Below are 11,444 nucleotides of genomic sequence, written 5' to 3' on the forward strand. Positions count from 1 at the left end.
TACTGGCCGGGGTTGTCGCTGGTCAGCGGTTTGCCCAGATGGAGCGGTGACCAAGAGCGATGCCTCCGTCACAGCCGGGGGAGGGGTGGTCGGGAGGGCCCGGTGAGGAGCGTCCGCCGACCCTGGTACTCTGAGTGACGGCCGTTTGTGTACGCACCCCCGGAGCCCGCAGGTAGCACTGCACGCCCTGGAGGCCGCGCCCAGCGGATCCCCGCCTCCCGAGTAACGGAAGCTCCCCCGAGACGCAGACCGGGGGCACTCGGTGGCAACTCACAGACTATGAGGAGTACGCGTGTCGCTCGACGCCGCTACGAAGAAGCAGATCATCTCCGAGTTCGGTACCAAGGAGGGTGACACCGGCTCCCCCGAGGTCCAGGTCGCTCTGCTCTCCCGTCGGATCTCCGACCTGACGGAGCACCTCAAGACCCACAAGCACGACCACCACTCCCGCCGTGGTCTGCTGATCCTGGTCGGTCAGCGCCGCCGGCTGCTGCAGTACCTGGCCAAGAAGGACATCCAGCGCTTCCGTGCGCTGGTCGACCGCCTCGGCATCCGCCGCGGTGCGGCCGGCGCCAAGTAAGACGCCGTGAAGGGAGCGGTTCCCGGAAGGACTCGGGGGCCGCTCCCTTTGCCGTACGTGCGGAAACGTGCGGAGTGTCACACCCGCTTTGTAGTGTGGTGGCACAACGCAATACGCACGACACAGCACGACACAGCACGACACAGAACGAGGAGAAGCGCACCTCGCCGCCGCCGGTCCTCGGTAGTGGCCCCCGGGGGGAAGTGAGCCCCGGGTGCTTCGATCGAAGACCGGCCCGCACCAGACGGCGCGCTTCTCCGCCACCGTCCCCCTGCCACACGGGCAGCCCAAGGGACGAAGACGAGGAGAAAACGCTAGTGGAGAACGAGACCCACTACGCCGAGGCCGTCATCGACAACGGCGCCTTCGGCACCCGGACCATCCGCTTCGAGACGGGCCGCCTGGCCAAGCAGGCCGCCGGCTCCGCCGTGGCGTACCTGGACGACGACACCATGGTGCTGTCGGCCACCACCGCCTCCAAGAACCCCAAGGACCAGCTCGACTTCTTCCCCCTGACGGTGGACGTCGAGGAGCGGATGTACGCCGCCGGCAAGATCCCCGGCAGCTTCTTCCGCCGTGAGGGCCGGCCGAGCGAGGACGCGATCCTCACCTGCCGCCTCATCGACCGCCCGCTGCGCCCGTCCTTCAAGAAGGGCCTGCGCAACGAGATCCAGGTCGTCTGCACGGTCATGGCCCTCAACCCCGACCACCTGTACGACGTCGTGGCGATCAACGCCGCCTCCGCGTCCACGCAGCTGGCCGGCCTGCCCTTCTCCGGCCCGATCGGCGGCGTCCGCGTCGCCCTGATCCGCGGTCAGTGGGTCGCGTTCCCGACGCACACCGAGCTCGAGGACGCCGTCTTCGACATGGTCGTCGCCGGCCGCGTCCTGGAGGACGGCGACGTCGCGATCATGATGGTTGAGGCCGAGGCCACCGAGAAGACCATCAAGCTCGTCGAGGGCGGCGCCGAGGCGCCGACCGAGGAGATCGTCGCCTCCGGTCTGGAGGCCGCCAAGCCCTTCATCAAGGTCCTGTGCCGCGCCCAGGCCGACCTCGCCGCCAAGGCCGCCAAGCCGGTCGGCGAGTTCCCGATCTTCCTGGACTACCAGGACGACGTCCTCGAGGCCCTGACCGCCGCGGTCAAGCCCGAGCTCGCCCAGGCGCTCACCATCGCCGGCAAGCAGGACCGCGAGGCCGAGCTGGACCGCGTCAAGGCGCTCGCCGCCGAGAAGCTCCTGCCGGAGTTCGAGGGCCGCGAGAAGGAGATCTCCGCCGCGTACCGTTCGCTGACCAAGACCCTGGTCCGCGAGCGCGTCATCAAGGAGAAGAAGCGCATCGACGGCCGCGGTGTCACGGACATCCGCACGCTGGCCGCCGAGGTCGAGGCCATCCCGCGGGTGCACGGCTCCGCGCTGTTCGAGCGTGGCGAGACCCAGATCCTGGGCGTCACCACCCTCAACATGCTCCGCATGGAGCAGCAGCTGGACACCCTGTCCCCGGTGACCCGCAAGCGCTACATGCACAACTACAACTTCCCGCCGTACTCCACCGGTGAGACCGGCCGCGTCGGCTCCCCGAAGCGCCGCGAGATCGGCCACGGCGCCCTCGCCGAGCGCGCGCTCGTGCCGGTGCTGCCGACGCGCGAGGAGTTCCCCTACGCGATCCGCCAGGTGTCCGAGGCCCTCGGCTCCAACGGCTCGACGTCCATGGGCTCGGTCTGCGCCTCCACCATGTCGCTGCTGAACGCCGGTGTGCCGCTCAAGGCCCCCGTCGCCGGTATCGCCATGGGCCTGATCTCGCAGGAGATCGAGGGCGAGACGCACTACGTCACCCTCACCGACATCCTCGGTGCGGAGGACGCCTTCGGCGACATGGACTTCAAGGTCGCCGGCACCAAGGAGTTCGTCACCGCCCTCCAGCTCGACACCAAGCTGGACGGCATCCCCGCCTCCGTCCTGGCCGCGGCCCTCAAGCAGGCCCGCGACGCCCGCCTGCACATCCTCGACGTGATGATGGAGGCCATCGACCGGCCCGACGAGATGAGCCCGCACGCCCCGCGGATCATCACCGTCAAGATCCCGGTCGACAAGATCGGTGAGGTCATCGGCCCCAAGGGCAAGATGATCAACCAGATCCAGGAGGACACCGGCGCCGAGATCACGATCGAGGACGACGGCACGATCTACATCGGTGCCGCCGACGGCCCCTCCGCCGAGGCCGCCCGCGCCACGATCAACGGCATCGCCAACCCGACGATGCCCGAGGTCGGCGAGCGCTACCTCGGTACGGTCGTCAAGACGACCACCTTCGGTGCGTTCGTCTCCCTGCTGCCCGGCAAGGACGGTCTGCTGCACATCTCGCAGATCCGCAAGCTCGCCGGCGGCAAGCGCGTGGAGAACGTCGAGGACGTCCTCGGCGTGGGCCAGAAGGTCCAGGTCGAGATCGCCGAGATCGACTCCCGCGGCAAGCTCTCCCTCGTTCCGGTGATCGAGGGCGAAGAAGGCAACGACGAGGCGAAGGACGACGCCGAGCAGTGACGTCCCGTGGCTCCGGGGCGACGGCCCGCACCTCTTCGGAGGCGCGGGCCGTCGCCCGTACCCAAACCCTCATCAAGGGCCAGAACGGCATCGGTACGGTCCGCAAGACCACCCTGCCGGGAGGCCTGCGCGTCGTCACCGAGACCCTGCCCTCGGTGCGCTCGGCGACCTTCGGCATCTGGGCCCACGTCGGATCCCGCGACGAGACCCCGTCCCTGAACGGCGCCACGCACTACCTGGAGCACCTGCTCTTCAAGGGCACCTCCAAGCGCAGCGCACTGGACATCTCCGCCGCCATCGACGCGGTCGGCGGCGAGATGAACGCGTTCACGGCCAAGGAGTACACGTGCTACTACGCGCGCGTGCTCGACACCGACCTGCCGCTGGCCATAGACGTCGTCTGCGACATGCTGACGGGCTCGCTCATCCTCGAGGAGGACGTCAACGTCGAGCGGGGCGCCATCCTCGAAGAGATCGCGATGACCGAGGACGACCCGGGCGACTGTGTGCACGACCTGTTCGCGCACACGATGTTCGGCGACACCGCCCTCGGCCGCCCGGTCCTCGGCACGGTCGACACCGTCAACGCCCTCACCGCCGACCGCATCCGCCGCTTCTACCGGAAGCACTACGACCCGACCCACCTCGTGGTCGCCTGCGCCGGCAACATCGACCACAACAAGGTCGTACGACAGGTCCGCGCGGCCTTCGAGAAGGCGGGCGCCCTGCAGAACCTCGACGTCCGGCCCGTCACCCCGCGCGACGGCCGCCGGGCGATCCGCACGGCCGGCAAGGTCGAGCTGCTGTCCCGCAAGACCGAGCAGGCGCACGTCGTCCTCGGCCTGCCCGGCCTCGCCCGCACCGACGACCGCCGCTGGGCCATGGGCGTGCTCAACACCGCCCTCGGCGGCGGCATGTCCTCCCGCCTCTTCCAGGAGGTCCGGGAGAAGCGCGGCCTCGCCTACAGCGTCTACTCGTACACCTCCGGCTTCGCCGACTGCGGCCTGTTCGGCGTGTACGCCGGCTGCCGGCCCAGCCAGGTGCACGACGTACTGCGGATCTGCCGGGACGAACTCGACCACGTCGCCGCCAACGGCCTGTCCGACGACGAGATCGGCCGCGCCATCGGTCAGCTCCAGGGCTCCACCGTCCTCGGCCTGGAGGACACGGGCGCGCTGATGAACCGTATCGGCAAGAGTGAGCTGTGCTGGGGCGAGCAGATGTCCGTCGACGACATGCTGGCCCGGATTGCGGCGGTCACCCCGGACGAGGTCCGGTCGGTCGCCCGCGACATCCTGGGACAGCGCCCGTCGCTGTCCGTCATCGGCCCGCTGAAGGACAAGCAGGCCGCGCGGCTGCACGACGCCGTCGCCTGATCCCCTCCCGTAAGGAAGCAAGAGATGAGCAAGCTGCGCGTGGCGGTCCTCGGCGCCGGGGGCCGCATCGGGTCCGAGGCGGTACGGGCGGTCGAGGCCGCCGAGGACATGGAACTGGTGGCCGCCCTCGGCCGCGGCGACAAGCTGGAGACGCTGGCAGAGACCGGCGCCCAGGTCGCCGTCGAGCTGACCACCCCGGCCTCCGTCATGGGCAACCTCGACTTCTGCGTCCGCCACGGCATCCACGCGGTCGTCGGCACCACGGGCTGGACCGACGAGCGCCTCGCGCAGCTCGAGGGCTGGCTCGCCCAGTCGCCGGAGACGGGGGTGCTCATCGCGCCGAACTTCTCCATCGGCGCCGTCCTGACCATGAAGTTCGCGCAGATCGCCGCGCCGTACTTCGAGTCGGTCGAGGTCGTCGAGCTGCACCACCCGAACAAGGTGGACGCCCCGTCCGGCACCGCCACGCGCACCGCCCAGCTCATCGCCGAGGCCCGCCGTGCCGCCGGTACGGCCCCGGCGCCGGACGCCACCGTCACGGCTCTGGACGGCGCCCGCGGAGCGAGCGTCGACGGGGTCCCCGTGCACGCCGTACGGCTGCGGGGCCTGCTGGCCCACCAGGAGGTGCTGCTCGGCGGCGAGGGCGAGACGCTCACCGTCCGCCACGACTCCCTGCACCACAGCAGCTTCATGCCGGGCATCCTGCTCGGTGCGCGCCGCGTGGTGTCGACTCCGGGCCTGACCTTCGGCCTGGAGCACTTCCTGGACCTGAGCTGAGCCCGAACACATCATGCGCGCGAAGATCACCTACCTCGTCACGGCCGCCGTCCTGGTCTTCTACTTCGTCCTGGTCGGCAGCCGCGGCGTCATGCTCATCCAGTCCGGCACCGTCGTCACCGTCACCTTCGGCGTGGCGGTGCTGATCCTGCCGGTCATCGGGCTGTGGTTCCTGTGGAAGAACACCCAGTTCGTCCGCAGGGCCAACCAGCTCGCCGCCGAACTCGACGCGGAGGGCGGACTGCCCGTCGACGAGCTGAGGCGGCTGCCCAGCGGGCGCATCGACCGCGACTCGGCCGACGAGGTCTTCGCCAAGCGCAAGGCCGAGACGGAGGCGTCCCCCGACGACTGGCGCAGCTGGTTCCGGCTCGCCATCGCCTACCACGACGCCCGCGACACCCCGCGCGCCCGCAAGGCCATGCAACGCGCCATCGCCCTCCACGACGGCACCCCGACCCACCCCTGACCCGCACCCCGGCGGGACCGGCCCCTTCGCCGCGCCGACGGCGACCAGCGCGCTGGTACGGCGCCGCTGCGAACCGACGCAAGCGGGAACGGCTTGCCGTGAGGCCGCGCGACGCCACGGACGTCAGCCCTGCGGACCGACGTGAACGGGGACGACCTGTCGTACCGGCACCGGTCGCGACGCCATGGACGTCAGCATCGCCGCTGTGTCGCCTTGGCATCAGCCGCGCCAGGACGGCGGCCGGCACACCGACCCACGCGCGGTTGTCAGCCCCGCCGGGGAGGCGTCGGCGCGCTGGTACGGCCCCCCGCACCGGCGTGACCGGCCAGCCGCGCCGACACGGCGACCTGCCGCGCCGGGCATCAGCCGCGATGCCATGGGCGCCAGCCTCACCCGCAACTGGCATCAGACGTGCCGGGACAGCGTCCGGCCACACGGGTACGGCGCTCCGGACTGCTGGTGTCAGCCCCGCCGGAGCGGCGGCCGGCGCGCCGGTACGAGTGGCCGACCAGGCCGGTATGGCGCAGTCGCGCAGGTCTGGCGATCATGCGCCGCCATATCGATCAGCCGGCGTCTGTCGATGCGTCTGTCGATGCGACCAGCCACCCCGCCACACGGCCAGTCGGCGCTGCCACTGCGATCAGCCGGCGCCGTGCATGCGGTCAGCCTCGCCGGTACTCCGCTGCCCACGCCTCCACCGTGTCCGCCGCGCGGTCGAAGGCCGCGGGGCGGTGCAGGAAGTCCATGCCGTGTGTGGTCAGCAGGGGAGCGGTGTCCGCCGGAGGCCGGTCCGTGCGGACGAGCCTCAGCGCCTGCCCCTGCACCGTGCGCGGCAGGCCCAGCCACCGCACCGGCTGCTGGGTCGTACGGACCTCGGCCACCCGCTGCCACGCCACCGTACGCGTCCGCAGGAAGCCCACCTGGCGCAGGCCGCGCGCGCTCACCCACACGCCCATGCGCAGCATCCGCAGCGCCCCGGCGATGACCGCCAGCGCCACGACGAGAACCGCACCGGCGGAGTTCGCCGAGCCGGTCAGGGCGATGAGCACGGCCCCGAACAGCACGAACGAGGACAGCAGCAGCACGAGAGCCGCTCCGCCCACCCGCCACGGCCCGGGCCGGTAGGGGCGCCGCCAGCGGTCCCGGTCGTCGTACGGCAGCGGGCTCTCGGGTGCCGTCTCAAGGCTGCGGTCGGCCGTCAGGAAGGGCAGGGGCACGGCTGGTCCTCACTCAATCCTTGCGTGGGCTGTGCCCGGTGAGGCTATCCGGCCGTCTTCCGGCCCACCACCCGTGGGCGTCCGGAAGGGTCAGTGGCCCTGCGAGTGCCCCTGCGAGGCCTGGGACTGCTGGGCCGGCGTACTGGACGGCGCCGACATCGCGGGCATCCCGAGGATCAGGGAGCCCACCAGCCCGGCGACGAGGGTCAGCCCCAGCAGCCAGCGCCCGGCCATCTCGCCCACGGACGGCCGAGGACGGGGCGGGGGAGTGACATTACTGCGGAACCTGTCCGCCTCGACCAGGAAGGCGAAGGGTACGGGCTCACGCCGACGGAACATCGGGGTACGTCTCCTTTCGGGATCGAACGAGTGGACCTCACCCATACAGACGCTCGAGTGACACAAAAGGTGCCCATGTCCGAAAAAATCGCGCGGCAAGGTCACCGTCCAGGACTGTCAGGGGTGCCCCGTACAGTGGGCGCGAACCTCAAGAAGTGATGGGAAGGATCCCCGTTGACCACCCCCGAGCCGCTCACGTTCCGCAGTGACGTCACCGTCGAGCTGGTGAAATCCAGTGCCTCGGACGCCGACGTCCTCTTCGCCGCCCGCGTCTCCACCGCCGGCGAGCAGTCCCTGGACGAGCTGAACAAGGACCCGGAGCGCTCCAAGGGCCTGATCAACTACCTGATGCGGGACCGGCACGGCAGCCCGTTCGAGCACAACTCGATGACCTTCTTCATCAGCGCCCCGATCTTCGTCTTCCGCGAGTTCATGCGGCACCGGGTCGGCTGGTCGTACAACGAGGAGTCCGGGCGCTACCGGGAGCTGCAGCCGGTCTTCTACGTCCCCGACGCCTCCCGCAAGCTCGTGCAGCAGGGCCGCCCGGGCAAGTACGTCTTCGTCGAGGGCACCCCCGCCCAGCACGAGGCCGTGCGCGGAACCCTGGAGGAGTCCTACGAGCAGGCGTACGCCGCGTACCAGAAGCTGCTCGCCGAGGGCGTGGCCCGAGAGGTGGCCCGTGCCGCCCTCCCCGTCGGCCTGTTCTCCTCCATGTACGCCACCTGCAACGCCCGCTCGCTGATGCACTTCCTCGGCCTGCGCACCCAGCACGAGCTGGCCAAGGTGCCGTCCTTCCCGCAGCGGGAGATCGAGATGGTCGGTGAGCGGATGGAGGCGGAGTGGGCGAAGCTCATGCCGCTGACCTACGCCGCCTTCAACGCCAACGGCCGGGTCGCCCCCTGATCACTCCGAGCCGCCTGATCCCGTGAGCGCGAAGGCCCGCACCGGCCCGTTCCCGGGCGCGGAACGGATGTACGCATCAGCCTCGCGAAGTGTCCGTATTGCGGCATTTAGAGAAGTTCATCTAGCCTGATCAAACGGACCCGGCACTGCTTGAACCCCCGAGCAGGCAGTGCCGGGTTCCACTTTGTCCTGACTTTCCCGGCACCCCGCGGGCAGACCCCGCAGGACGCACCGAGTAGCGTGTTACCCATGGCTCCGACCTCGACTCCGCAGACCCCCTTCGGGCGGGTCCTCACCGCCATGGTCACGCCTTTCACGGCGGACGGCGCACTTGACCTCGACGGCGCGCAGCGGCTCGCCACCCACCTGGTGGACGCAGGCAACGACGGCCTGATCATCAACGGGACCACCGGCGAGTCCCCCACCACCAGTGACGCGGAGAAATCGGACCTCGTACGAGCCGTGCTGGAGGCGGTCGGCGACCGCGCCCACATCGTGGCCGGTGTCGGCACCAACGACACCCACCACAGCATCGAGCTCGCCCGTGAGGCGGAGCGCACCGGCGCGCACGGCCTGCTGGTCGTCACGCCGTACTACAACAAGCCCCCGCAGGAGGGCCTCTACCGGCACTTCACGGCCGTCGCGGACGCCACCGGCCTGCCGGTCATGCTCTACGACATCCCCGGCCGCAGCGGCGTCCCGGTCAACACGGAGACGCTGGTCCGCCTCGCCGAGCACCCGCGGATCGTGGCCAACAAGGACGCCAAGGGCGACCTCGGCCGCGCGAGCTGGGCCATCGCCCAGTCCGGCCTCGCCTGGTACTCCGGCGACGACATGCTGAACCTGCCCCTGCTCTCCGTGGGCGCGGTCGGCTTCGTCTCGGTCGTCGGCCACGTCGTCACCCCCGACCTGCGCGCCCTCGTCGACGCGTACACCGCGGGCGACGTCGTCAAGGCCACCGAGATCCACCAGAAGCTGCTGCCGGTCTACACCGGGATGTTCCGTACCCAGGGCGTCATGACCACCAAGGCCGCGCTGACCCTCCAGGGCCTGCCCGCCGGGCCGCTGCGCGCCCCGATGGTCGAGTGCTCGCCCGAGGAGATCGCCCAGCTCAAGATCGATCTTGCTGCCGGCGGGGTACAGCTCTGACAACAGACTTGGCACCACCCGAACTTCACAACTGAATCCACAACCGCATAACGCACAACGGGCCACCGGTGCCCGCAATCCACAACGACAACTGCTTCTGCACGAACGTCATGCGCGCCACGTGCCCACCGGTACGTGGCGCGTGTGGTGAGGAGAGTCTTTTGAGTCATCCGCATCCTGAACTCGGCCCGCCCCCTCCGCTCCCCGAGGGCGGCCTGCGAGTCACCCCGCTCGGCGGTCTCGGCGAGATCGGCCGAAACATGACCGTCTTCGAGTACGGCGGCCGCCTGCTGATCGTCGACTGCGGAGTGCTCTTCCCCGAGGAGGAGCAGCCCGGAATCGACCTGATCCTGCCGGACTTCTCGTCCATCAGGGACCGCCTCGACGACATCGAGGGCATCGTCCTCACCCACGGTCACGAGGACCACATCGGCGGCGTCCCCTTCCTTCTGCGCGAGAAGCCGGACATCCCGCTGATCGGTTCCAAGCTGACCCTCGCCCTGATCGAGGCCAAGCTCCAGGAGCACCGCATCCGCCCGTACACCCTCGAGGTGGCGGAGGGGAACCGCGAGCGCATCGGCCCCTTCGACTGCGAGTTCATCGCGGTCAACCACTCCATCCCGGACGCCCTGGCGGTCGCCATCCGCACCCCGGCCGGCATGGCCGTGCACACCGGTGACTTCAAGATGGACCAGCTCCCGCTGGACAGCCGCCTCACCGACCTGCATGCCTTCGCCCGGCTGAGCGAGGAGGGCATCGACCTCCTGCTCACCGACTCCACGAACGCCGAGGTACCGGGCTTCACCCCGCACGAGCGGGACATCTCCAACGTCCTGCGCCAGGTCTTCGCCGGCGCCCGCAAGCGGATCATCGTGGCGAGCTTCGCCAGCCACGTCCACCGCATCCAGCAGATCCTGGACGCGGCGCACGAGCACGGCCGCCGGGTCGCCTTCGTCGGTCGTTCCATGGTCCGCAACATGGGCATCGCCCGGGACCTCGGCTATCTGAAGGTGCCGCCGGGCCTGGTCGTCGACGTCAAGACGCTGGACGACCTCCCGGACCACGAGGTGGTCCTGGTCTGCACGGGATCGCAGGGCGAACCGATGGCCGCCCTGTCCCGGATGGCCAACCGCGACCACCAGATCCGGATCGTCGACGGCGACACGGTCATCCTGGCCTCGTCGCTCATCCCCGGGAACGAGAACGCGGTCTACCGCGTGATCAACGGCCTGACCCGCTGGGGCGCCAACGTCGTCCACAAGGGCAATGCCAAGGTGCATGTTTCCGGCCATGCGTCCGCGGGCGAGCTGCTGTACTTCTACAACATCTGCCGCCCGCGCAACCTGATGCCCGTCCACGGCGAATGGCGCCACCTGCGCGCCAACGCCGAGCTGGGCGCGCTGACGGGCGTCCCGCACGACCGGATCGTCATCGCCGAGGACGGTGTGGTGGTCGACCTGGTCGAGGGCAAGGCCAAGATCTCCGGCAAGGTCCAGGCCGGTTACGTCTATGTCGACGGCCTCTCCGTGGGCGACGTGGGCGAGCCGGCGCTGAAGGACCGCAAGATCCTCGGCGACGAGGGCATCATCTCGGTCTTCGTGGTGGTGGACTCCTCCACCGGCAAGATCACCGGCGGCCCGCACATCCAGGCCCGGGGTTCGGGCATCGAGGACTCGGCCTTCTCGGACGTCGTCCCGAAGATCAACGAGGCGCTGGAGCGCTCGGCGCAGGACGGCGTGGTGGAGCCTCACCAGCTGCAGCAGCTGGTCCGCCGAACCCTCGGCAAGTGGGTGTCCGACACGTATCGCCGCAGGCCGATGATCCTGCCCGTGGTCGTGGAGGTCTGACGGTCCGACGACCGCCCGACCGCGCCAACAGGGAGCGGGGCCCCTCGATTTGCATCGGGGCGCCCCGCTCCAGTACGTTTACGGCTCCGCCCGATCGGGAACCCCAGTGCTTCATGCGCTGGACGCAGGTGCCCCGGATCGGACGGGAAATCCGACTCAGAACTTCTGATAAAGTCGGAACCGCCGGAAAGGAAACCGCGAGAGCGGAAGCCTGGAAAGCACCGAGGAAATCGGATCGAGAAAAGATCTGATA

General features: G+C 69.7%; 10 protein-coding genes. 8 read left to right on the forward strand and 2 right to left on the reverse strand.

Annotated elements, in window-relative coordinates; translation table 11 throughout:
* Nucleotides 1–292: 292 nt before the first annotated feature.
* From rpsO to ACZ404_RS28310, 5 genes are all read left to right on the forward strand, one after another.
* Complete coding sequence (gene rpsO, locus ACZ404_RS28290) at nucleotides 293–580, forward strand: 30S ribosomal protein S15 (protein ID WP_004982702.1); 288 nt, start codon at nucleotides 293–295, stop codon at nucleotides 578–580.
* A 317-nt stretch (nucleotides 581–897) separates the two neighbouring features.
* Entirely contained in the window at nucleotides 898–3,117 is a 2,220-nt protein-coding gene (locus ACZ404_RS28295) for a polyribonucleotide nucleotidyltransferase (protein WP_468444628.1), read from the forward strand.
* On the forward strand, nucleotides 3,114–4,493 hold the full coding sequence (locus ACZ404_RS28300) for a M16 family metallopeptidase (protein WP_468444630.1): 1,380 nt from the start codon (nucleotides 3,114–3,116) through the stop codon (nucleotides 4,491–4,493). The genes ACZ404_RS28295 and ACZ404_RS28300 overlap by 4 nt, the downstream gene beginning before the upstream one ends.
* Nucleotides 4,494–4,517: 24 nt before the next feature.
* The gene (gene dapB / locus ACZ404_RS28305; RefSeq protein ID WP_468444632.1) at nucleotides 4,518–5,270 is read left to right on the forward strand and encodes a 4-hydroxy-tetrahydrodipicolinate reductase; all 753 of its coding nucleotides are present in this window, start codon (nucleotides 4,518–4,520) and stop codon (nucleotides 5,268–5,270) included.
* 13 nt (nucleotides 5,271–5,283) lie between these two features.
* On the forward strand, nucleotides 5,284–5,736 hold the full coding sequence (locus ACZ404_RS28310) for a hypothetical protein (RefSeq protein ID WP_468444634.1): 453 nt from the start codon (nucleotides 5,284–5,286) through the stop codon (nucleotides 5,734–5,736).
* A gap of 662 nt (nucleotides 5,737–6,398) precedes the next feature.
* Here ACZ404_RS28310 and ACZ404_RS28315 read toward each other — a convergent pair.
* Nucleotides 6,399–6,953 (reverse strand): hypothetical protein, encoded by a 555-nt coding sequence (locus tag ACZ404_RS28315; RefSeq protein WP_468444636.1) that lies wholly within the window; start codon nucleotides 6,951–6,953, stop codon nucleotides 6,399–6,401.
* Between the two features lie 90 nt (nucleotides 6,954–7,043).
* Entirely contained in the window at nucleotides 7,044–7,292 is a 249-nt protein-coding gene (locus tag ACZ404_RS28320; protein ID WP_468444637.1) for a hypothetical protein, read from the reverse strand.
* Nucleotides 7,293–7,466: 174 nt separating this feature from the next.
* On the opposite strand from ACZ404_RS28320, the gene thyX reads away from it, so the two are divergent.
* The 3 genes from thyX to ACZ404_RS28335 all read left to right on the forward strand — a co-directional run bounded on the left by thyX (nucleotide 7,467) and on the right by ACZ404_RS28335 (nucleotide 11,191).
* A complete protein-coding gene (thyX, locus tag ACZ404_RS28325) occupies nucleotides 7,467–8,195 on the forward strand; it encodes an FAD-dependent thymidylate synthase (protein WP_468444639.1) in 729 nt (242 codons plus the stop codon).
* Nucleotides 8,196–8,444: 249 nt separating this feature from the next.
* On the forward strand, nucleotides 8,445–9,344 hold the full coding sequence (gene dapA, locus ACZ404_RS28330; RefSeq protein ID WP_468444641.1) for a 4-hydroxy-tetrahydrodipicolinate synthase: 900 nt from the start codon (nucleotides 8,445–8,447) through the stop codon (nucleotides 9,342–9,344).
* Nucleotides 9,345–9,505: 161 nt separating this feature from the next.
* Nucleotides 9,506–11,191 (forward strand): ribonuclease J, encoded by a 1,686-nt coding sequence (locus tag ACZ404_RS28335; protein WP_468444643.1) that lies wholly within the window; start codon nucleotides 9,506–9,508, stop codon nucleotides 11,189–11,191.
* The last annotated feature ends 253 nt before the right edge of the window (nucleotides 11,192–11,444 follow it).

The organism is Streptomyces sp. NPDC030798, assembly GCF_055572275.1.

Excerpts from the sequence above, each read along its gene's own strand:
- dapB (WP_468444632.1), top strand. The coding sequence starts at position 4,518 with ATGAGCAAGCTGCGCGTGGCGGTCCTCGGCGCCGGGGGCCGCATCGGG.
- ACZ404_RS28310 (WP_468444634.1), top strand. The coding sequence starts at position 5,284 with ATGCGCGCGAAGATCACCTACCTCGTCACGGCCGCCGTCCTGGTCTTC.
- ACZ404_RS28320 (WP_468444637.1), bottom strand. The coding sequence starts at position 7,292 with ATGTTCCGTCGGCGTGAGCCCGTACCCTTCGCCTTCCTGGTCGAGGCG.
- dapA (WP_468444641.1), top strand. The coding sequence starts at position 8,445 with ATGGCTCCGACCTCGACTCCGCAGACCCCCTTCGGGCGGGTCCTCACC.